Annotated in this window: 19 protein-coding genes; 9 read left to right on the top strand and 10 right to left on the bottom strand. The window is 74.6% G+C overall.

The window, feature by feature from the left end; genetic code table 11:
• Window positions 1-33: 33 nt before the first annotated feature.
• From O7633_RS21820 to O7633_RS21810, 3 genes are all read right to left on the bottom strand, one after another.
• A complete protein-coding gene (locus O7633_RS21820; protein ID WP_282323736.1) occupies window positions 34-1,341 on the bottom strand; it encodes an MFS transporter in 1,308 nt (435 codons plus the stop codon).
• Window positions 1,342-1,423: 82 nt separating this feature from the next.
• Window positions 1,424-1,873, bottom strand: coding sequence for a MarR family transcriptional regulator (locus O7633_RS21815; protein ID WP_278131260.1), 450 nt, complete (start codon window positions 1,871-1,873; stop codon window positions 1,424-1,426).
• A 123-nt stretch (window positions 1,874-1,996) separates the two neighbouring features.
• Window positions 1,997-3,475: an NCS2 family permease gene (locus O7633_RS21810; RefSeq protein WP_282323735.1), complete on the bottom strand. Its 1,479-nt coding sequence runs from the start codon at window positions 3,473-3,475 to the stop codon at window positions 1,997-1,999.
• A gap of 89 nt (window positions 3,476-3,564) precedes the next feature.
• On the opposite strand from O7633_RS21810, the gene O7633_RS21805 reads away from it, so the two are divergent.
• Window positions 3,565-3,843 (top strand): DUF2530 domain-containing protein, encoded by a 279-nt coding sequence (locus O7633_RS21805; RefSeq protein WP_282323734.1) that lies wholly within the window; start codon window positions 3,565-3,567, stop codon window positions 3,841-3,843.
• 10 nt (window positions 3,844-3,853) lie between these two features.
• On the opposite strand, the gene O7633_RS21800 is transcribed toward O7633_RS21805, so the two are convergent.
• Window positions 3,854-4,693 carry a DUF3027 domain-containing protein gene (locus O7633_RS21800; protein ID WP_178063057.1) on the bottom strand — a complete coding sequence of 280 codons (840 nt, stop codon included), beginning with the start codon at window positions 4,691-4,693 and terminating at the stop codon, window positions 3,854-3,856.
• Between the two features lie 89 nt (window positions 4,694-4,782).
• On the opposite strand from O7633_RS21800, the gene O7633_RS21795 reads away from it, so the two are divergent.
• On the top strand, window positions 4,783-6,432 hold the full coding sequence (locus O7633_RS21795; RefSeq protein ID WP_282323733.1) for an MFS transporter: 1,650 nt from the start codon (window positions 4,783-4,785) through the stop codon (window positions 6,430-6,432).
• On the top strand, window positions 6,429-7,205 hold the full coding sequence (locus O7633_RS21790; protein ID WP_282323732.1) for a futalosine hydrolase: 777 nt from the start codon (window positions 6,429-6,431) through the stop codon (window positions 7,203-7,205). The genes O7633_RS21795 and O7633_RS21790 overlap by 4 nt, the downstream gene beginning before the upstream one ends.
• On the opposite strand, the gene O7633_RS21785 is transcribed toward O7633_RS21790, so the two are convergent.
• Window positions 7,175-8,125, bottom strand: a complete 951-nt coding sequence (locus tag O7633_RS21785) for a helix-turn-helix transcriptional regulator (RefSeq protein WP_282323731.1) — start codon at window positions 8,123-8,125, stop codon at window positions 7,175-7,177. The genes O7633_RS21790 and O7633_RS21785 overlap by 31 nt on opposite strands.
• A 703-nt stretch (window positions 8,126-8,828) precedes the next feature.
• Here O7633_RS21785 and O7633_RS21780 point away from each other — a divergent pair.
• Window positions 8,829-9,728 (top strand): 1,4-dihydroxy-6-naphthoate synthase, encoded by a 900-nt coding sequence (locus O7633_RS21780; protein WP_282323730.1) that lies wholly within the window; start codon window positions 8,829-8,831, stop codon window positions 9,726-9,728.
• On the opposite strand, the gene O7633_RS21775 is transcribed toward O7633_RS21780, so the two are convergent.
• Both O7633_RS21775 and O7633_RS21770 read right to left on the bottom strand, forming a co-directional pair.
• Window positions 9,689-10,075, bottom strand: coding sequence for a cold shock domain-containing protein (locus O7633_RS21775; RefSeq protein WP_007074225.1), 387 nt, complete (start codon window positions 10,073-10,075; stop codon window positions 9,689-9,691). The two genes, O7633_RS21780 and O7633_RS21775, sit on opposite strands and share 40 nt — an antisense overlap.
• Before the next feature lie 28 nt (window positions 10,076-10,103).
• Entirely contained in the window at window positions 10,104-10,727 is a 624-nt protein-coding gene (locus O7633_RS21770) for an HAD family hydrolase (RefSeq protein WP_074475255.1), read from the bottom strand.
• Window positions 10,728-10,809: 82 nt separating this feature from the next.
• Between O7633_RS21770 and O7633_RS21765 the strand changes: the two genes are divergently transcribed.
• Window positions 10,810-13,266, top strand: a complete 2,457-nt coding sequence (locus tag O7633_RS21765; RefSeq protein ID WP_282323729.1) for a helicase-associated domain-containing protein — start codon at window positions 10,810-10,812, stop codon at window positions 13,264-13,266.
• Window positions 13,267-13,300: 34 nt separating this feature from the next.
• Here O7633_RS21765 and O7633_RS21760 read toward each other — a convergent pair whose 3' ends face one another.
• Both O7633_RS21760 and O7633_RS21755 read right to left on the bottom strand, forming a co-directional pair.
• Complete coding sequence (locus tag O7633_RS21760; RefSeq protein ID WP_282323728.1) at window positions 13,301-13,519, bottom strand: hypothetical protein; 219 nt, start codon at window positions 13,517-13,519, stop codon at window positions 13,301-13,303.
• A complete protein-coding gene (locus tag O7633_RS21755) occupies window positions 13,516-14,391 on the bottom strand; it encodes a L,D-transpeptidase family protein (protein WP_278131240.1) in 876 nt (291 codons plus the stop codon). The genes O7633_RS21760 and O7633_RS21755 overlap by 4 nt, the downstream gene beginning before the upstream one ends.
• Before the next feature lie 175 nt (window positions 14,392-14,566).
• Between O7633_RS21755 and O7633_RS21750 the strand changes: the two genes are divergently transcribed.
• Window positions 14,567-16,246: a DNA repair helicase XPB gene (locus O7633_RS21750; protein WP_074475259.1), complete on the top strand. Its 1,680-nt coding sequence runs from the start codon at window positions 14,567-14,569 to the stop codon at window positions 16,244-16,246.
• A 15-nt stretch (window positions 16,247-16,261) separates the two neighbouring features.
• Here O7633_RS21750 and O7633_RS21745 read toward each other — a convergent pair whose 3' ends face one another.
• Window positions 16,262-17,191, bottom strand: a complete 930-nt coding sequence (locus tag O7633_RS21745) for an RNA polymerase sigma-70 factor (RefSeq protein WP_282323727.1) — start codon at window positions 17,189-17,191, stop codon at window positions 16,262-16,264.
• 193 nt (window positions 17,192-17,384) lie between these two features.
• Here O7633_RS21745 and O7633_RS21740 point away from each other — a divergent pair, with 193 nt between their 5' ends.
• From O7633_RS21740 to O7633_RS21730, 3 genes are all read left to right on the top strand, one after another.
• Complete coding sequence (locus O7633_RS21740) at window positions 17,385-17,870, top strand: carboxymuconolactone decarboxylase family protein (RefSeq protein WP_278131233.1); 486 nt, start codon at window positions 17,385-17,387, stop codon at window positions 17,868-17,870.
• 162 nt (window positions 17,871-18,032) lie between these two features.
• A complete protein-coding gene (locus O7633_RS21735; protein WP_074475262.1) occupies window positions 18,033-18,329 on the top strand; it encodes a hypothetical protein in 297 nt (98 codons plus the stop codon).
• Between the two features lie 137 nt (window positions 18,330-18,466).
• Window positions 18,467-20,806 (top strand): esterase-like activity of phytase family protein, encoded by a 2,340-nt coding sequence (locus O7633_RS21730; protein WP_282323726.1) that lies wholly within the window; start codon window positions 18,467-18,469, stop codon window positions 20,804-20,806.
• The last annotated feature ends 60 nt before the right edge of the window (window positions 20,807-20,866 follow it).

Below are 20,866 nucleotides of genomic sequence, written 5' to 3'. Positions count from 1 at the left end.
GAGCTGCCCCGCGTGGTTAGGAAGGGGCCCCTGCTATGCAGAAGGCGTTAACAGGGTGCCCCTCCTTGCTTCCACCACGTAGAAGCGGGGGGACGGGAGCACCCGCAGGCGCAGCCGGGCCCCCGAGCGGCGCAACTGCCAGGCGAGCGCCAGCAGGGCGGTGGCCAGCGAGATCAGCCCGCCGATCCAGATGCTCGCCCCGGCGCCGAACCACTCGGCCACCCAGCCGATGACCGGCGCGCCGACCGGGTTGGTGCCGAGGAACACCAGCACCCACAGCGCCATGACCCGGCCCCGGAACGCGGCGTCGGTGCCGAGCTGCACCCGCTGGTTGGCCGACTGGGCGAAGAAGACCATGAAGAACCCGGCGGGCAGCAGCAGCGCCACCACCATCCAGTACGCCGGGGCGAGCCCGACCAGGGTGCCGAAGACGGCGCACCCGACCGCCGCGCCGAGCACCAGCCACACCGAGGGGCGGCTGCGCCGCCCTGTGCCGGCCAGCGCCCCGGCGAGCGCGCCGACGGCCAGCGCCGTGCTGAACAGGCCGAACGATGCGGCACCGGTGTTGAACACGGTCTTGGCCAGGGCGGCGAGGGTGAGCTGGAAGTTGAACAGGCTCATCCCGATGACCGACATCACGGCCATCGGCAGCAGCAGGTCGGGGCGGCGGGCGACGTAGCGCAGGCCGTCGACGACCCGGGCGGAGTCCCGCTCGGCGACCGGGAGGAGGTCCTTGCGGTGCAGCTCGGCGGGACGCATCCGGACCACGGTGGCCAGCGGCCCGAGCGAGCTGAGCGCGGTGAACAGGAACACCGGGCCGACGTCGACGGCGGCGATGGCCAGGCCGGCGACGGCGGGGCCGACGATGCGGGCCGAGTTGAACACGGCAGCGTTGAGCGACAGCGCGTTGGGCAGCAGCGACGTGCCGACGAGTTCGGAGACGAACGCCTGCCGCACGGGCGTCTCCACCGCGTTGGCGACGCCGAGCAGGGCAGCGAAGACAAAGACGTGCCAGAGCCGGACGAGGCCGGTGAGCACCAGCAGGCTCATCCCGAACGACAGCACCGTCCAGAACGCGTTCGCGACGAAGAGGAGCAGACGCTTGTCGTACCGGTCGGCGAGCCGCCCGGAGAGCAGGGTGAGCAGCAGCACCGGGGTGAACTGGAGGGCGGTGACCACGCCGAGGGCGGTGGCGGAGTCGTCGGAGAGTTCGAGGACGAGCCAGTCCTGGGCGATGAACATCATCCAGACGCCGATCAGTTTGATCAGCTGCCCGGACGCGAATAGCCGGTAGTTGCGGACCTGCAGTGACTGGAACATCGTGCTCAGCTTCGCCTGCACCCTGGATGCGCCTCCTCGCTCGTACGCCTCATCGACGGCGGACGGCGCGGACGGCGGCGACGCCCCGGCGGGCGCGGCGCGCTCAGGCGCGGGCGAGCTGCTGAAGGATCTCGGCGGCCCGTTGCAGGGTCTCCCGGTCGGCCTCGGGCAGCTCGGCCAGGCGGCGGGCCAGCCACTCGTTGCGGGCCCGTTCGAACTGGTCGAGCACGGCCCGGCCGCCCTCGGTCGCCGAGAGGATGACCTGCCGGCCGTCGGTCGGGTGGGGGGTGCGGCCCACGAGGCCACGCTCCTCCAGCTTCGCGACGATCTTGGTCATCGTCGGCGGTTGCACCCGTTCGACGTCGGCCAACTCCCGGGGCGTCAGCGCGCCCGCCAGCACGAGGCTGGTGAGCGCGGAGAGCTGGGTGACCGTCAGGTCGCCGACCGGTCGGGCCTGTCGGACCCGCCGGTTGAGCCGGGTGATCGCATCACGCAGCTGGGGAGCCAGCTGCGCCGGTGGCACGCGTCTCGCCGTCACCGTCCGCTCCGTCACGATAGTTAGCCTAACTAATGAGCCTGGCTAACGACAGCCGATATGACCATGCTCACCAGGGGGTGTGCGACCCGGGGGTCGGGGTACCGGTCCGGCACCCCGACCCCCGGGACACGAGGTGCGTCAGAGTACGACGGACTCGATCGGCCCGCGCAGGAAGTACAGGACGAACAGCGCCGCCACCGCGTACAGCAGGGGGTGGACCTCGCGGGCCTTCCCCTTCGCCAGCTTCACCACGACGTACGAGATGACGCCCGCGCCGATGCCGTTGGAGATCGAGTACGTGAACGGCATCAGGGTGATCGTGAGGAACGCCGGGATCGCGATCTCGTAGTCGGTCCAGTCGATCGTCCGCACCGCCGTCATCATCAGGAAGCCGACCACCACCAGCGCCGTCGACGCCGCCTCGAACGGCACCACCACCGCCAGCGGCGCGAGGAACATCGCCAGCAGGAACAGCGCGCCCGTGACCAGGTTGGCCACGCCGGTGCGGGCCCCCTCCGCGACACCGGCGGCGCTCTCGATGTACGACGTGTTGCTGGAGACGCTCGCCGCGCCACCCGCCGCCGCCGCGATCGAGTCGACCAGCAGGATCTCCTTGGCCCGCGGCGGGGTGCCCCGCTCGTCGAGCATGCCCCCCTCCTGGCCGATCGCGACCATCGTGCCCATCGTGTCGAAGAAGTCCGTGATCAGCAGCGTGAACACGAACATCAGCGGCACCAGCCAGCCGACCCGGGTCCACGAGTCCAGCACGTTGAAGTTGCCCAGCAGCGACAGGTCGGGCAGGTCCACGACCGTCTTCGGCAGCTCCGGCACGTTCAGCGACCAGCCCTTGGGGTTGGGCTTGCCGTCGACGAACGACGGGCCGACGTTCGCTACGGCCTCCACGACGATCGCCAGCACGGTCGAGGCGAGGATGCCGATCAGGATCGCGCCGCGTACCCGCCGCACCACCAGCACGATCGTGACCAGCAGGCCCACCACGAAGACCAGCATCGGCCAGCTCACGATCTTGCCGCCGATGCCCAGCCCCACCGGGACCGTGGTGTTCGCCGCGTCCGGGATCCGCCGGACGAAGCCGGCGTCGACCAGCCCGATGATCGTCAGGAAGAGGCCGATGCCGACGCCGATCGCGGTCTTGAGCTGTGTGGGCACCGAGCGGAACACCGCCGTACGCAGGCCGGTGAGCACCAGGATCGCGATGAGCACACCCTCGATCACCACCAGGCCCATCGCGTCGGCCCAGGTCATCTGCGGGGCGATCTCGTACGCGACCAGCGCGTTCACGCCCAGGCCGGCGGCCAGCGCCATCGGGAACCGGCCGACCACCCCCATCAGGATCGTCATCAGGCCCGCGACGAGCGCCGTCGCGGCGGCCAGCGCCGGGATCGCCAGCTTCTTGCCGTCGCCGTCGACGGCACTGCCGATGATCAGTGGGTTGAGCACCACGATGTACGCCATCGTGAAGAACGTCGCCAGGCCGCCCCGCACCTCCCGGCCCGGTGTGGAGCCGCGCGCGGTGATCTCGAAGAAGCGGTCGAAGGCGTTGCGGGGGTGAGCGGGATCGGGTGGAGTGCCGTTGTCCGGCGGCGCAATGGCCATCTGGTCCTCGCAGGTGATCATCCGTCTGTAGCGCGCATCGTCCCAGATCACGAGCCAACTGGGAAAGTTGATCGCGTACGCTTGCCCCCGTGCGACAGGAGCAACCGCCGCGGCCCGAGCCGCTCGACCCGCCGATGGTGCCGTTCGCGGTCGCCGGGCTGGTCGCCTGGGCGGTCGCCGGCCTGGTGCTGCTGCTCTTCTTCCGTGGCTGGCTGACCGAGCACGGCCACCGGGACTGGCTCTGGATCTGCCTGGCCGGTTTCCTCTGGGGCTTCCCCGGTCTCGCCGTGATGATGCGTCACGACGCCAACCGGCGTCGCCGCCGCGCCACCGCGCAGGCCGGTCAGGCCGCCGACACCCGCCGCTGAGCCCGCCCGGTCAGGGGTGGCCGTGCGGCTCGCCCGGCTCCGCCGCCTCCACCGAGCCCGGCGCCCGGCTCACCGACATCGCCTCGACGGCGCTGTCGTCGTAGATCGTGGGCAGCTCGTCGACCGGGCTGTCGGGCGTCTCGACCAGCGTCTCCGAGTGCGCGCCGCAGCCGTGGTCGGTGCTGACCACCCGGCCGTCATCGGGGGCGTAGAAGTTGCCGCACGCCCCGAACGCCTGCCGCAGCGCGCCGGCCAGCGGCAGGTAGAAGCCGCAGGTGCCGCAGCGGGCGGCGGCCGGGGCGGCGGTGGAGATCGGCGCCGACGGGCCGTGGTCCCCGTCGTACCAGCGCTGCGCGGCCTCGCTGCGCCCCTCCCGGGACAGCACGCGCGGCCGACCGAGGCCCAGCTCCCAGGCGGTCTCCTCCACCGCCGGGTCGTCGGACAGGACGTACCCGGGGGTGAGCCGCTCGTCGTCGGGCGGGGTCGGCAGCAGGTCGCCGGGGCCCAGGTCGCCCGGCTTGAGCCGCTCCTGCCAGGGCAGCCAGCCCGGCGCGAGCAGCGCGTCGGGGCCCGGCAGCAGAACCGTCTCGCAGACCGTGACCTTGCGGCTGCGCGGCACCCGGGTCACGGTGACCGCCCACCGCCAGCCCCGGTAACCGGACAGCCGGCACTCGAAGTAGTGGGTGACGACGCGGTCCGCCTCGGCGACGGCCTGGAGGTGGTCGCCGACGTCGGACGGCTCCACCTCGGTGATGGCGTCGCGGGCCACCTCGACGGCGGCGGCGCAGACCTGGTCGAGGCGGGCGGCACGAGCGGAGGCGGGCCTGGTCACCCTTCCATTGTTCCCCATGGGTGACGAAGACCGACAGGCACTCCCCGCAAGGTCGTTCTCCGGCGGTGCTGGCGCGGGGGTGGGGTACATGGGCGAGGATGGTGCACATGCCGCTGTTCTCCCGCTCCGATCGGTCCATGCTGGGGCGGACCGTCGGCACCGGCATCCGTGCCGTCCGCCTGCTGCTGCGCGGCTCGGCGCGCAGCGGGCGCTGGATGACCCGCCAGGCCGGCTCGGCCCGGGCCCGGGGCGCGGGCGGCGAGGTCGGCATGGTGCGCCTGTTCGACCTGCACGCCCTCTCCTGCGCGGGAGACACGCTGATCGCGATCGGCCTCGCCGGGACGATCTTCTTCAACGTCCCCCTCGGCGAGGCGCGCAGCAAGGTCGCGCTCTACCTGCTGGTCACGATGGTGCCGTTCGCCATGCTCGCGCCGGTGGTCGGCCCGCTGCTGGACCACTTCCGGCACGGCCGGCGGTACGCGCTCGCCGCCACCATGCTCGGCCGGGCCTTCCTGGCCTGGCTGATCTCCGACTACATGCACGGCTTCGGCCTCTATCCGGCGGCCTTCGGGGTGCTCGCGCTCTCCCGGGCGTACGGCGTGGCCCGCTCGGCGGCCGTCCCCCGGCTGCTGCCCGAGGGCCTCGGCCTGTCCCAGGTCGGCGCGCGGGCCAGCGTCTACGGCACGGTGGCCGGCGCGCTCGTCGCCCCGCTCGGGCTGGCCGCGTTCTGGTTCGGGCCGCAGTGGCCGCTGCGGGTCGCCTCGGTCATCTTTCTGGTCGGCATGGTGGTCGCGTTGCGGCTCCCGCCCCGGGCCGACTCCGAGCCGCCCGAGCGGGTGCCCCGGCCGCTGCGGTCCCTGGGCCGGCGGGCCGCCGGGGACCGGCCGCTGGGGCGTGGCCGTCCGGCCGGCCGCCTCGTCATCGCCAGCCTGCTCGGCGCGGCGCTGCTCCGCGCCGTCTACGGCTTCCTGCTGCTCTTCCTCGCGTTCGCGCTGAAGAAGGGCGACCTGACCACCGACTTCTTCGGGCGCGACCTGAGCGCGGAGATGGCGCTCGGCCTGGTCGGCGGGGCGCTGGCGGTGGGCAGCTTCCTGGCCACGGCGATCGGCACCCGGCTGCGCATCCACCGCCCCACCGCGATCCAGTCCAGCAGCACGATCATCGTGGCCGGCACGGCCGTCCTCGCCACGATCCAGTTCTCGCTGCCGATGGTCGCCCTGCTCTGCCTGGTCGCCACGCTGGCCAGCGGCGTGGCGAAGCTCGCGGTCGACGCCTCGATCCAGGAACGCATCCCGGAGCCGCTGCGGGCCAGCTCGTTCGCCCACTCGGAGACGGCGCTGATGCTCGCCTTCGTGGCCGGCGGCGCGCTCGGCCTGGTCCCGTTCGACGGCCGGCTGGGCATCGCCGTGGCCGCCGGGGTGGGCGTGCTCGCCGCCGCCCGCGGCGCGTACGTCGCCGGCAGGCTCCGCGACCAGCGGCTGCTCGGCCGCCCGCTCGGCGACGACGAGCTGGCCGACGACCCGGCCGAGGAGCCCACCGGGAAGCCGGCCGCCGGGGACCGCCCCCCGGCCGACGATCCGCCGGCACCCGACCCGACGACACACGACCCGGTGACCGACGTCGCCCCCACCTCGCCCGCGCCCGCCTCCTCCGCCCCGCCCGGCTACCACGTCTACCGGCCCTCGTCGGCGGTCGCCGGCGGGGTGGGCACGGCCGACGACGAGACCCGCCGGGAGCCCCGGGGGCCCCTGGCGTGACCGGCCTGCTCGTGGTGACGGCGGTGCCGGCCGAGGCCGAGGCGATCCGCGCCGGCCTCCCCGCGCCACCGGCCGGGGCCGCGCCGCACGCGGCTGCGCCGGCCGGGACCTCGCCTGCCGCCACCGGCGTGACCGTGGTGCCCTCCGGGGTCACCGTGGTGCCCGCCGGGGTGACCGTGGTGCCCGTCGGGGTGGGCCCGGCCGTCGCCGGGGCGGCCACCGCCCGGCTGCTGGCGCTCGCCGAGGCCGCCGGCCGCCCGTACCGGGCCGTGGTCAGCGCCGGCATCGCCGGTGGCTTCGTCGGCCGGGCGGCAGTCGGCGCGACGGTGCTCGCCAGCCGCAGCGTCGCGGCCGACCTCGGTGCCGAGTCGCCGACGGGCTTCATCCCGGTGGACCAGCTCGGCATGCCTGCCGAGCTGCTCGGCGCCGGCACGGCGGTGCCCGCCGACCCGGGCCTGTTGGCCGCCCTGCGCGCGGCCCTGCCGGCGGCCACGGTCGGCGCGGTGCTCACCGTCAGCACGGTCACCGGCACCGCCGCGAGCAGTGCCGCGCTCGCCGACCGGCACCCCGACGCGGTGGCCGAGGCCATGGAGGGGTACGGCGTGGCCGTCGCCGCCGCCCAGGCCGGCCTGCCCTTCGCCGAGCTGCGCACCGTCTCCAACCCGATCGGCCCCCGGGACCGCGGCGCGTGGCGGATGCGCGAGGCGTTCGCCGCCCTCACGGCGTCCGCGGTCGCGCTGGGTCAGGCCGTCGCGGGGCCCGCGCAGGGCTGAGACGCCCGGTCGAGGCGCATCGCGTAGTGCCCCCGTCCCTCGATCCGGTATCCGCAGGCGAGCAGCAGGTCGACGCCGCCGTGATCCGCGACGGCGTGCGCCACCCGGATCCCGGCCCGCTCCATCTCCACGGTCAACGCCTCCACCAGCCGCCGCCCGATCCCCAGCAGCCGGCATGGCCCGGCCACGAGCACGCCGTCGAGCACGATCTCCCGCTCACCCGCGTCGATCAGATCGCCGTACAGCAGCCGAGGGTTGCGCTCGTGTGCCCGCAACTCCCCGAGCAGCCGGCCGTCGGGCAGCTCCGCCACGAACCGCCAGCACGTGTCGGGCAGCCCGTCGTCGGTGACGCGGCGCACCACGACCTCGCGGCGGATCCGCGTACCCCACCGGCGGTGGTCCCGACGCTCGCGGCTCAGCTCGTACGTCGCCGCCGGCAACCGCCGTGGCCAGTGCTGCGGCGGCAGCTTCCACCATCCCGCCCACCAGGCACCCGGCCAGTCCCTCGGCCCGTGCACCGCCCAGGCGTCCAGGTGCGCCGGGTACCGCCGCCCCGCCTCGTCCCGCAGCCCGTCGTGCGGCACCCGGGGCACCGGCACCACCTCCGGCACCCGGTCGTCGCCCGTCAGGTCGCCGGTGTGGTCGCTGGCCTGGGCGTCGGTGCCGTCGCCGACGTGGTCGCTGGTGTGGTCGCTGGCCTGGGCGCGGGGTGTCCCGATCGCCACCCGCCCACCGGCTGCCCGCACCAGCCGCTCCATCGTCCGGAACCGGACGTCCCCGGAGCGGCCCGACTCGATCCGCGCGAGCGTCGCCTGTGGCACCCCGGCGAGGTCTGCCAGCTCACGCTGGCTCAGGTCCGCGCGGCGACGCAATGCCCGAAGCGATCCGCCCAGGTCGACCCGGTCCGCTGTCTCTGCCATGCCTCGATGCTGTCGCCTATCCCGGCCGGTCATCAAGAACCCCCGTCAGGCTGTGGACAACCTGTGGATAACTCCACTCACCGCGAGGACCGGTACTGCGTGCCGCTCGCTAGGGAGCTGAGTCATCTACGACATCACGGCACCGGAGAACGGCACCGGAGCCACGTGCCAGGCGCAGGGCAGGAGGCGGCACGAGGCAAGGCTGCGCGAGCGAGGCAAGGGCCCGGAAGCCAGCGCAAGGCGGCACGGCGAGCCCGGAAGCCAGCGCGAGGCGGCGCGGCGGGATTCGCAAGACGAGCACAGGCGGCGCGGCAGGCTCGCAAAACAGCGCGGGGCGGGGCTGCGCAAGCGGCCCGCAGCTCCGGACGCGCGCGGGGCGGGGCAGCGGGCTCGCAAGACAGCGCGGGGCGGGGCGACGCGGGCCGGCTAGGCCGCAGGGCGGGGCACAGCGAAGGATGGCCGGCATGCCCATTCCCGGCATGTCGGGAACCGCCCTTCCCCGGAGCCCCGGCCTGCCCGGCATCAACCTGTTCAGCACCAGCCCGTTCGCTGAGTCATCCACGACATCAGCTCCCTAGCGGGCGGAAGAAGTACCCCGAGCCCGCCCGCACCGTCGCCGCCCGGGCAGGACCGTCGCCGCCCGGCGGGCACCCCGCGGCGTGCGGGTGGCGGGGCAGAGCGGGGGCGGGGATACGGTGGGGGCGTGGCGCTCACCCTGGCGATCTCGCCCTGCCCCAACGACACGTTCGTCTTCGACGCCCTGGTGCACGGCCGGGTGCCCGGCGCGCCGCCGGTCGAGGTCACCTACGCGGACGTGGACGTCACGAACACCGCCGCCGAGCGGGGCGCGTTCGACCTGGTGAAGGTGAGCTATGCGGCGCTGCCGTGGCTGCTGGACGACTACCACCTGCTGCCCTGCGGGGGCGCGCTCGGCCGGGGCTGCGGGCCGCTCGTGCTGACCCGCCCCGACCGGGCCGGCACCGGGCAGGCCGGCAGCGGGCAGGCCGGCACCGCCGACCTGGGCGGGGCCACGGTGGCGGTGCCCGGCGACCGGACGACGGCGTACCTGCTGTTCCGGCTCTGGGCGGCCGAGCGCCCGCCGGCTCGGATCGAGGTGGTCCCGTTCCACGAGATCATGCCTGCCGTGGCGGCCGGTCGGTACGACGCCGGGCTGGTGATCCACGAGGCCCGCTTCACCTACCAGCGGCACGGGCTGACCGCCCTGGCCGACCTCGGCGAGTGGTGGGAGGGCAGCACGGGGCTGCCGATCCCGCTCGGCGCGATCCTGGCCCGCCGGGGCACGGTCGACCCGGTCGAGGCGGCCGGCTGGATCCGCGAGTCGGTACGCCAGGCGTGGGCCGACCCGGAGGCCAGCCGGGCGTACGTGCTCGCCCACGCACAGGAGATGGAGCCCGACGTGGTGGACCGGCACATCGCCCTCTACGTCAACGAGTTCACCGCGGACCTGGGGGACGCGGGGTTCGCCGCCGTGGAGGCGCTGCTGGGCCGGGCCGCCGACGCCGGGCTCGTGCCCCGGACCGCAAGCCCTCGGATCGCCGGCCCTCAGACCTCCAGCTCGCGCGCCACCGCGTGGACCAGCTGAGCGATCTTCTGCGCCGTCTTCTTGTCGGGGAACCGCCCCCGCCGCAGGTCCGGCTGGACCTTCGCCTCCAGCACCTTGATCATGTCTTCCACGAGGCCGTGCAGCTCCTCCGCCGGCCGGCGACGCAGCTCCGCCACCGACGGCGGGGCCTCCAGCAGCTTGACCCCCATCGCCTGCGCGCCCCGACGGCTGTCCACCACGCTGAAGTCGACCCGCTGACCACCCTTGAGGTCGGTGACACCCGCCGGCAGCGCGCCCTTCGGCAGGAACACGTCGCCACCCTCGTCGCTGGTGACGAACCCGTATCCCTTGGCCGCGTCATACCACTTCACTCGACCCGTCGGCACCTGAGAACCCCTGCTTCACTTGAGACGTCTACTGCTCCAAGGCTAGCCGGATCATGGTGGTGAGCGCCGCCGGGAATCCGGTGAGGTCGGCCAGGACCAGGCTGGCCCCGGCGGAGCGCAGCTCCTCGGCCGAGCAGGGGCCCGTGGCGACCGCCACGCCCGGCACGCCCGCCGCCTCGGCGGCGACCATGTCGGCGGTGTGGTCGCCGACGTACAGGGTCGCGCCGTGCGCGCGCAGCGCCGTCGCCTTCCCCTCGGCGAAGAGGTCACCGGCCAGCTCGTCGACGGCCAGCCCGAGGTGGTCCAGGTGCAGCCGGGCCAGTCGGCCCAGCTTCGAGGTGACGACCACCACCCGGCCGCCGTGGGCGTGCACCGCCTCGATGGCCTCGACCGCGCCGGGCATCGGCAGCGTGGGCGTGACCGCGTACGCCGGGTACAGCTCGCGGAACGCCTCGACGGCCGAGTCGACCTGCTCCGGCGGAAACCAGCGGGCGATCTCCACCCGCAACGGCGGGCCGAGCCGGGACACCGCCGCGTCGGCGTCCACGGGCACGCCGGTGCGCGCCGTCAGCGCCCGGTACGCCGCGGCGATGCCGGGACGCGAGTCGACGAGGGTCATGTCGAGGTCGAAGCCGACGGTCAGCGGGGGCATGCCGAGAACCTACCCGGCCGGCGGGTCCAGCCGGACGTCCGAGGGGCGCGCGGGCCCCGTCCCGGGCTAGCGTGGAACGACGATGACGACCTCACTCGCCGACCACCTGCGGACGCTGCCCGACGAGTCCCTGGCCGCCCTGCTCCAGCTGCGGCCGGACCTCGTCGTGCCCGTGCCGGCCGACGTGTCCGCGCTCGCGGTCCGGGCCCAGTCCCGGGTGTCGGTGGCCCGGGCGCTGGACGGGCTGGACCAGTTCACCCTCCAGATCCTCGACGCCGCCCGGCTCACCCGGGACCCGGACGACGGCACCACCTCCACCGAGGCCGTCCTCGCCATGGCCACCGCCGGGCCGCGCCCGCCCGCCCCGGCCACCATCCGGGGCGCGGTGCACAAGCTGCGCGCCCTGTTCCTGCTGTACGGGCCCGAGCACGCCCTGCGCGTGGTCGACGGCGTCGACGAGGTCGCCCCGTACCCGGCGGGGCTGGGTCGACCCGCGACGGAGCTGGACGCGCGCACGGCGGCCCTCTGCGCGGACCCGGCGAAGCTGCGCCGCACGCTGCTGGCCGCGCCCCCGTCGGCGCGGGCGATCCTGGACCGGCTCGCCGCCGGCCCGCCGGTGGGCAGCGTGCCCCCGGGCGCGCTCCAGGCCCCGCCGCTCGGGGCGGAGGACAGCGTGCCGCCGGACCCGACCAACGGCGGCGCGCCCACCGGGTCGCCGGTGCGCTGGCTGGTCGACAACCGGCTGCTGGTGGCGGTGTCCGCCGGCACGGTGGAGCTGCCCCGCGAGGTCGGCCTGCTGCTGCGCCGCGACAGCGGCCCCCTCGGGCCGCTGCGCACCAGCCCACCTCCGGTGGCCGCCGTCGCGCGCGAGGCGAAGGCCGTCGACTCCGCCGGGGCCGGGCAGACCATGGAGGTGGTACGCCACACCGAGGCGCTGCTGGAGCTCCTCGCCGCCGAGCCGGCTCCCGTGCTGCGCTCGGGCGGGATCGGGGTGCGTGACCTGCGCCGGCTGGCGAAGGCCCTCGCCCTGGACGAGGCGACGACCGCCCTGCTGCTGGAGGTGGCGTACGCGGCGGGGCTGGCCGGCGAGCTGGAGCTGTCCGGGGCGACGACCACCCGGTACGGCGCCGACCAGCAGGTCCTGCCCACCGGCGGGTACGAGGTGTGGCGGGCCGTGTCGCTGGCCCGGCGCTGGGAGCAGTTGGCCCGGGCGTGGCTGCTGATGACCCGCCAGGTGGGCCTCGTCGGGCAGCGCGACGACCGGGACCGACCGATCGGCGCGCTCTCGCCGGAGGCGGAACGGGCCGGCGCGCCGTCCGCCCGCCGGGCCGTGCTGGCGGTGCTGGCCGACCTGGAGCCCGCCGTCGCGCCCACCCCGGACGAGGTGCTGGGGCTGCTCGACTGGCGGGCCCCCCGACGCAGCCGGGGCCGGGAGGCCGCGCACCGGGAGGCCCTGGTCGAGGCGGCCCGGCTGGGCGTGACGGGGCTGGGGGCGCTCACCTCGTACGGGCGGCTGCTGCTGGCCGACGTGGCCGAGGCCGACGAGCGGGGCGGCGACGACCCGCTGGGGTTGCGCGCCGACGCCGAGGACGCGTCCACGGCCGTGCGGGCGCTGGACGGGCTGCTGCCCGCGCCGGTCGACCACTTCCTGGTGCAGGCCGACCTGACGGTGGTGGTGCCCGGCCCGCCCGACCCGGCGCTCGCCGGCGAACTGGAGGTGGTGGCGGAGCACGAGTCGGCGGGCGGGGCGAGCGTGCACCGGGTCACCACGGCCAGCGTGCGCCGGGCCCTGGACGCCGGCTACTCGGCCGACGACCTGCACGACCTGTTCCGCCGCCGGTCCCGCACGCCGGTGCCGCAGGGATTGACCTACCTGGTGGACGACGTGGCGCGCAAGCACGGCGGGCTGCGGGTCGGCTCCGCCGGTGGGTACGTGCGCAGCGACGACGAGGCGCTGCTGGCGGAGGTGCTCGCCGACCGGCGGCTGGAGGCGCTGGCGTTCCGGCGGCTGGCCCCGACGGTGCTGGTCACGCCTTACCAGGTGAACCGGATGCTGCTGGCGTTGCGCGACGCCGGGTACGCCCCGGTGCCGGAGGACGCCGCCGGGGCGGCGGTGCTGACCCGGCCACGGATCCGGCGGGCCCCCGGGCGGGCCCCGGTGGGCCGGACGGTGGATCCGTTGGCGTCGCCGAAGCTGGCCCTGCCCCGCCTGCTCGGGGTGGTGGAGCAGATCCGGCGGGGCGAGGCGGCGGCGCGGGCCGCCCGGCGGGCCCCGGCGGTGGTACGCGGCACGCCGGCGCGCACCGGCCCGGCCCCGGTGCACGGTCACGCCGACGCCCTGGCGGTGTTGCAGCAGGCGGTGCGGGACAAGGCGCTGGTCTGGGTGGGCTACGTCGACGCGCACGGGGCGACCGCGTCGCGGCTGGTCCGGCCGGTGTCGATCGGCGCGGGCTACCTGCGCGCCGAGGACGAGCGCACGGAGATGCTGCACACGTTCGCGCTGCACCGGATCACCGCGGCGGTGCTGGAGGGCACCTGAGCCGCCCGGTCGGCGTCGCCGCCGGCGGGTGGCGTCAGCGGCGGCTGCGGCGCACGGTGCCGACCACCGACACGGCCAGCAGCAGGGCGAACCCGGCCCCGGCGGACTCGCCGACGGAGGCGACGAAGCCCTGCCGCTGGACGAGCCAGCCGTAGAGGAACCAGCCGACGAGGAGCACGGCGGCGGTCGCGTACGCGAGCAGCGTCGCCGCCGACACCTCGCCGGCAGGCGCGGGCTCGTCGTCGCTCGTCACGTGCCGGGCCGGCGGCCGAAGAGGACCACCCGGCTGCCGACCTTGCCCAACTCCCAGGCGCGGAGGGCGTCGGCGGGGAGGAGGTTGACGCAGCCGTGCGAGCCGATCGACTTGTCGTGCAGGTAGGTCGTGGTCTGGTGGTAGCCCATGCCCTGCGTGAAGTGCTGCCAGTAGGGCAGCCACACCTCGTACGGGTCGGACCACTCCTTGACGTTGCGGTAGTTGATCGTGAAGGTGCCGGCGGGGGTGGCGTAGCCCTTCATGCCGGTGCGGGTGACCGTCGGGCCCCACACCACCTTGCCGCCGCGCAGCGCCCACGTGGTCTGCCGGGTCAGGTCGATGCAGAACGTGGTGCCGGAGGAGGCGGCCTTGCAGCGCTTGGTGTCGGTGGTGGCGAGGCGCTTCGCCACGTCGTACGTGGTGGGGCCGGCGCGACCGGCGGCGGGGCGGACGTCGTACCGCTGCTGGAACTTCTTGATGGCGGCGCAGTCGGCGGCGGACTGGCGGCCGTCGACGGTCACCCGCCCGAAGCCGCCCAGCTTGGCGAGGTAGGTCTCCACCTCGCGCTGGTGCTCGCCCAGCGGGCACCCGGCCGGCGTCGGCTTCGGCGCGGGCTTCGGCTTCGCCTTCGTCGGGGTGGGCTTCGGCTTCGGCTTGGCCTTCGTGCGGGTGGGTTTCGGTTCCGGCCGGGTCCGCTGGTCGGAGCCGGACGAACCGCCCGCCCCCGTTTCCCGTTCCGCCGAGCCGGCCTGGGCGAGCCCTCCTCCACGGCCACCCGGGTCGGCCTGGCGTTCGGGCGTGCACGCACCGACACCGACCAGCGTGACCACGGCCAGGGCGACGACCCGGGCGCTGAAGCGAACCTGTCTCATGGGGCCTCCCCGGGGCGGTCGTCCCACTGCCTAGACGCCGGACGTACCGGAATGGTTGCACCTGGTGTCCGAATTTTCGGCCCCATTCGGGCTTCGTGCAACACTGGATGGTCGGCCCGGGGCGGGTAGCCGCCCGCCGGAGGGCCGTTGACCAGGGCAGAGGGAGGGCGCCGGCGTGAGCGGTGGACCACTGATCGTGCAGTCGGACAAGACGCTGCTGCTGGAGATCGACCACCCCGACGCCCAGTCCTGCCGGATGGCGATCGCCCCGTTCGCCGAGCTGGAACGCTCGCCGGAGCACGTGCACACCTACCGGCTGACCCCGCTGGGCCTGTGGAACGCCCGCGCCGCCGGCCACGACGCCGAGGCCGTGGTCGACGCGCTGCTGAAGTACAGCCGCTACCCGGTGCCGCACGCGTTGCTGGTCGACGTGGCCGAGACGATGGACCGGTACGGCCGGCTCCAGCTCGCCAACGATCCGGCGCACGGCCTGGTGCTGCGCGCCCTGGACCGGGTGGTGCTGATCGAGGTCGCCAAGAGCAAGAAGCTGGCCGGGATGCTCGGCGCGAAGCTCGACGACGACACGATCGCGGTGCACCCGTCGGAGCGGGGGCGGCTCAAGCAGGCGCTGCTGAAGCTGGGCTGGCCGGCGGAGGACCTCGCCGGGTACGTCGACGGCGAGGCGCACCCCATCGAGCTGGCCGAGGGCGGCAAGGACGGCGGCAGGCCGTTCACGCTGCGGTCGTACCAGCGGGAGGCCGTGGAGGCGTTCTGGGCCGGCGGGTCCGGCGTGGTGGTGCTGCCGTGTGGCGCGGGCAAGACCCTCGTCGGGGCGGCGGCCATGGCCGAGGCGAAGGCCACCACCCTGATCCTGGTCACCAACACGGTCGCCGGCCGGCAGTGGAAGCGGGAGCTGATCGCCCGCACCTCACTGACGGAGGAGGAGATCGGCGAGTACTCGGGTGAGCGCAAGGAGATCCGGCCGGTCACCATCGCCACGTACCAGGTGCTCACCTCGCGGCGCGGCGGCGCGTTCACCCACCTGGACCTGTTCGGGGCGCGCGACTGGGGCCTGGTCGTCTACGACGAGGTGCACCTGCTGCCCGCGCCGATCTTCCGGTTCACCGCGGACCTCCAGGCCCGCCGCCGCCTCGGCCTCACCGCGACCCTGGTCCGCGAGGACGGCCGCGAGGGCGACGTGTTCAGCCTGATCGGGCCCAAGCGGTACGACGCGCCGTGGAAGGACATCGAGCAGCAGGGCTGGATCGCCCCGGCGCAGTGCACCGAGGTGCGGGTGACCCTCACCGACGCCGAACGGATGTCGTACGCGACGGCGGAGGCGGAGGAGCGCTACCGGATGGCGGCGACCGCCCGCACGAAGCTGCCGGTGGTGCGGGCGCTCGTCGACCGGCATCCCCAAGAGCAGGTGCTCGTCATCGGCGGCTTCCTCGACCAGCTGCACCAGCTCGGCGAATACCTGGACGCGCCGATCGTGCAGGGGTCCACCACGAACAAGGAGCGGGAGCGGCTGTTCGACGCCTTCCGGTCGGGCGAGGTACGCACGCTGGTGATCTCGAAGGTCGGCAACTTCTCCATCGACCTGCCCGAGGCGGCGGTGGCGATCCAGGTCAGCGGCACGTTCGGGTCGCGGCAGGAGGAGGCGCAGCGGCTGGGCCGGGTGCTGCGGCCGAAGGCTGACGGCCGGCAGGCGCACTTCTACACGGTCGTCTCCCGGGACACCATCGACACCGAGTACGCGGCCCACCGGCAGCGCTTCCTGGCGGAGCAGGGCTACGCGTACACGATCGTGGACGCCGACGACGTCCTGGGCCCGCCCCTGCCCAGCGTGGACTGACGCTGGCGCAGCCGCTCAGCGGCTCAGCCTGGTCTCCTTCGCCATGTGCGACAGCTTCTCGGGATTGCGGACGGCGTAGAGCCCGCCGATGCGGCCGTCGTCGACGTGCACGGCCAGCACGGTGTCGAGTTCCCCGTCGAGCCGGACGACGAGCGCGGGGCTGCCGTTGACCTGCGTCGGCTGCAACGACGTGACAGCGGCGACCCGGCCCCACCCGCCGGTGAGCAGGCGGGCCACCTTGTCGGCGCCCACGACGGGCCGCAGGACGGCCTGCTTGACTCCGCCGCCGTCGCCGAGCAGGACGACGTCCGGGGCGAGCAGGTCGAGCAGCCCTTGCAGGTCGCCGGTCTCGACCGCCCGCCGGAACGCGTCGAGCACGGTGCGGGTCTCGGCTGCCGGCACGACCCGGCGCGGCCGGCGCTCCGCCACGTGCGACCGGGCCCGGTGCGCGATCTGCCGGACCGCGGCGGGACTCTTGTCGACGGCTTCGGCGATCTCGTCGTACCCGAGGTCGAACACCTCGCGCAGCACGAACACCGCCCGTTCGGTCGGACCGAGGGTCTCCAGCACCAGCAGCATCGCCATCGACACGCTCTCGGCGAGCGCGACGTCGTCGGCCACGTCGGGCGCGGTGAGCAGCGGCTCGGGCAGCCAGGGGCCGACGTAGGACTCCCGGCGACGGCCGACCGCGCGCAGCCGGGTGAGCGCCTGGCGGGTGGTGATCCGCACCAGGTAGGCGCGTTGGTCCCGCACCACACCGAGGTCCACGCCCGCCCACCGCAGCCAGGTCTCCTGGAGGACGTCCTCCGCGTCGGCGGCCGAGCCGAGCATCTCGTACGCGACGGTGAACAGCAGGTTCCGGTGGGTGAGGAACGCCTCGGTGGCCGGGTCCGGCGACCCGGTGCCCCGGCCGGCGTCGGCTGCGGTCTGCGGTGTGCCCGCCATGGGTGGCCCCCGTTCGCTCTCGGCTGCGTCGCTTCGCTTTCGGCTGCGTCGCCCATCAGACGCCGGACCACGCCGCCGTGTGACACCTCCGCCTGTGGCGATCGTCACCCGACCCCGGCCGTCACGGGGGGGGCCGGGCGCCGGCATCTCGTGTTCGTCCCATCTCCGGGGCAACGAGCGAAGGACGGAAGCCATGGACGCCCGATTCGACCTGTTCAGCAACGAACTGGCCACGAGGTTCGCCAAGCGGTTCGCCAACGCCGGCATGGTGATCCACCAGTCGCCGCTGCCGAAGGCCACGCAGGAGCTGGTGTCGCTGCGGGCCAGCCAGATCAACGGCTGCGGCTGGTGCATCGACATGCACACCAAGGAGGCCGCCGCCGACGGCGAGAGCCAGGTCCGGCTGCACCTGGTCGCCGCCTGGCGCGAGTCGACGGTCTTCACGGAGGCGGAGCGGGCCGCGCTGGCGCTCGCCGAGGAGGGCAGCCGGCTCGCCGACGCCCACCAGGGCGTGTCCGACGAGACCTGGGCCGAGGTGCGCAGGCACTACGACGACGACCAGATCGCCGCGTTGGTCTGCCTGGTCGCCCTGATCAACGCCGCCAACCGGCTGGCCGTGATCGTGCACCAGCGGGGCGGCTCCTACCAGCCCGGCATGTTCGCCGCGGCCCTCGGCTGACCGGCCACCCTGCTCGGTCGGCCCCAGGTCGGCGGGGTGGCGGTGTCACGGCGGCCGGATGCCACCACCCCGCCGCCATCGAGGACCTTGTATGGGTGCTCGGATGTCAGTCCACAGTGGCACAATCGGGGACCGTCACCGACACCCGTCGAAGGGACCCGAGTGAAGCGCCGAATCCTGTCCGCACTGACGGTCGCCACCGTCGCTCTCGCCGGCTCCGCCGTGGCTCCCACGGCCGCCTCGGCGAGCGACGCGTGGGGCATCGTCTGCAACCTCACGCAGAACACCTGGCTGCGGGCCGCCCCGCACGCCCAGGTCCTGCGCACCCTGACCGCCGGGCGGGGCTTCCGCTGGCACGGCCAGGTCTGGGCGGAGGACGACGACGTCTGGATCTACGGCCACGGCGCCGAGGACCCGGCCATCGACGGCTGGGTCCCGGGCGGCAACACCACCTGCTGAGGCCCGCTCCCCACACCCCGATCGTCGCGCTCACGCAGGGCCTGGCCTGAGGTTGTTCGCCCGCCGTTCACGGCCGGGACAGCTCACGCTCGGCCCTGCGTGCCAGCCTCCGTCGCAGCGACAAGACGGAGGACGACGTGACACCGAAACACACCCTCACCCCGACGGCCGGCATCGTCGCCGCGGCGCTGGCCATCACGGGCACGCTGGCCGTGACCGGCACGCCGGCCGCCGCCGGCCCCGCCGACGCCGGCCGGCACCACCCCGCCGGGGGCCGCATCTTCGACCGCGCCGCCACCTACCCCGTGTTCCAGAACCGGCCGGCCGGCGAGGACCCGGCGACGGAGACGGTCGCCGAGATCTCGGCGGTCAGCCCCGACGGCCGCACCCTGGTCTACACCGACGCGGCGGCACGCCGGATCGGGTTCCTCGACATCGCCCGCCCGGACCGGCCGCGCGGGCTCGGCACGCTCTCCCTCGCCCAGCTCGGCGACGCCGAGGACGAGCCCACCTCGGTGGCCGTCGTCGGCCGGTACGTCCTGGTCGTGGTCAACACCAGCGCCGGCTACACCGCCCCCTCCGGCCGCCTCGACGTGATCGAGCTGGCCACCCGCCAGCGGGTCCGCAGCATCGACCTCGGCGGCCAGCCGGACTCGATCGCCATCAGCCACGACCAGCGGTACGCGGCGATCGCCATCGAGAACGAGCGCGACGAGGACGCCACCCCGCCCGGCCGCAAGAAGGGCGACCTGCCCCAGGCCCCCGCCGGCTTCGTGCAGATCGTCGACCTCGACGGCAGGGCGACTCCGCAGCGGTGGAAGCTGCGGACCGTGCCGCTGACCGCCGCCGACGGGCAGGCCCTGCCGGCGCTGGCCGCCGCCGGGATCACCGAGCCCACCGACCCGGAACCCGAGTACGTCTCGATCAACGGACGCAACCAGCTCGCGGTCACCCTCCAGGAGAACAACGGCATCGTCCTGGTCGACCTGCCCACCGGCCGGGTCACCCGGGCCTTCAGCGCCGGCACCGCCTCGGTCGGCGGCATCGACACCGGCAAGGACGGCCGGATCGAGCTGACCGGCTCGATCACCGACGTGCCCCGCGAGCCCGACGCCGTCGCCTGGGTGGACGACCGCTACCTGGCCACCGCCAACGAGGGCGACTGGCGGGGCGGCACCCGCGGCTGGTCCGTCTTCGACAGCCGCACCGGCCAGGTGGCCTGGGACGCCGGCAACACCTTCGAGCGCCTCGCCGTCCGCCACGGCCTGCACAACGAGGACCGGGCCGCGAAGAAGGGCACCGAGCCGGAGGGCGTGGCGATCGCCGAGTACGGCGGCGTGCGGTACGCGTTCGTCGGCTCGGAGCGGAGCAACTTCGTCGCCGTCTACGACCTCAGCCGGCCCACCGCCCCGGTCTTCCGGCAGGTCCTGCCCACCACCAACGGCCCGGAGGGGCTGCTGCCGATCCCGTCGCGGGGGCTGCTCGCGGTCTCCAGCGAGACCGACGAGGCCGACGCGGGAGTACGCGCCTCCGTGTCGCTCTACCGGCTGGGCGGGGGCACCCCCGGCTTCCCGAGCCTCGTGTCGGCCGACGACGCACAGGGCGCACCGATCGGCTGGGGGGCGCTCGGTGCCCTCTCCGCCGCCCCGGGCCGGCCGCAGCAGCTCCACAGCGTCACCGACGCGGCGTACACCCCGACCCGGATCCTCACGGTCGACGCCGGCCGGTCCCCGGCGGTGATCACCGACTCCCTGCCCGTGACCGACGCCGACGGCAACCCGGCCGCCTACGACGCGGAGGGGATCTTCGCCCGCCCGCAGGGCGGCTTCTGGCTCGCGGTCGAGGGCGCCAAGGGCGCGGAGAACAAGCTGGTCCGGCTCGACGCCGCCGGGCGGACCCGGCAGATCGTGCCCCTGCCGGCGGAGGTCGCCGCCGGGCTCGGCAAGCAGGGCTTCGAGGGGGTCGCCGCCAGCACCGACCGGCACGGCCGGGAGATCGTCTGGGCGGTGCTCCAGCGCGAGGTGTCCACCGACCCGGCGGGCGTCGCCCGCATCGGCCGCTACGACGTGACCGCCGGAACGTGGAGCTGGTTCGGCTACCGGCTGGAGTCCACCGCCGTCGCGGGCGACTGGATCGGGCTGTCCGAGGTGACCGTCGTCGGCGACCGGCTCGCCATCATCGAACGGGACAAGCTGAACGGCCCGGCCGCCGCGCTCAAGCGCCTCTACACCGTGCCGATGCCCGCCGGCCCGGCCGCGCCGGGCCCGCTGACGGTGCTGCCGAAGACGCTCGCCGTCGACGTGCTGCCGGCGCTGCGCGCCACCAACGGCTGGACCCAGGAGAAGCTGGAGGGCCTGACCGTGGCCGGCAACGGCCAGGTGTACGCGATCACCGACAACGACGGCGTCCAGGACGCCACGGGCGAGACGGTCCTGCTCCGGCTCGGCCCCGCCGCGAAGGTCTTCGGCCGCCGCTGACGCCCCGCTGCCCGGGTACGGGCGGGCGTCAGCGCCGGCCCTGCCCGGATGCCGGGCAGG

Origin of the sequence: Micromonospora sp. WMMD712 (assembly GCF_029581295.1) — a bacterium.
GTDB lineage: Bacteria > Actinomycetota > Actinomycetes > Mycobacteriales > Micromonosporaceae > Micromonospora > Micromonospora carbonacea.
The sequence above is the reverse complement of the archived record's forward strand: the minus strand, read 5'-3'. Positions and strand labels throughout refer to the sequence as shown.

Coding starts and splice junctions, on each gene's coding strand:
- O7633_RS21770 (WP_074475255.1), bottom strand. CDS start 10,727: ATGCCCCCGCTGACCGTCGGCTTCGACCTCGACATGACCCTCGTCGAC.
- O7633_RS21740 (WP_278131233.1), top strand. CDS start 17,385: ATGGACGCCCGATTCGACCTGTTCAGCAACGAACTGGCCACGAGGTTC.
- O7633_RS21795 (WP_282323733.1), top strand. CDS start 4,783: ATGCCGCTGTTCTCCCGCTCCGATCGGTCCATGCTGGGGCGGACCGTC.
- O7633_RS21755 (WP_278131240.1), bottom strand. CDS start 14,391: ATGAGACAGGTTCGCTTCAGCGCCCGGGTCGTCGCCCTGGCCGTGGTC.
- O7633_RS21745 (WP_282323727.1), bottom strand. CDS start 17,191: ATGGCGGGCACACCGCAGACCGCAGCCGACGCCGGCCGGGGCACCGGG.
- O7633_RS21765 (WP_282323729.1), top strand. CDS start 10,810: ATGACGACCTCACTCGCCGACCACCTGCGGACGCTGCCCGACGAGTCC.
- O7633_RS21800 (WP_178063057.1), bottom strand. CDS start 4,693: ATGGGGAACAATGGAAGGGTGACCAGGCCCGCCTCCGCTCGTGCCGCC.
- O7633_RS21785 (WP_282323731.1), bottom strand. CDS start 8,125: ATGGCAGAGACAGCGGACCGGGTCGACCTGGGCGGATCGCTTCGGGCA.
- O7633_RS21810 (WP_282323735.1), bottom strand. CDS start 3,475: ATGGCCATTGCGCCGCCGGACAACGGCACTCCACCCGATCCCGCTCAC.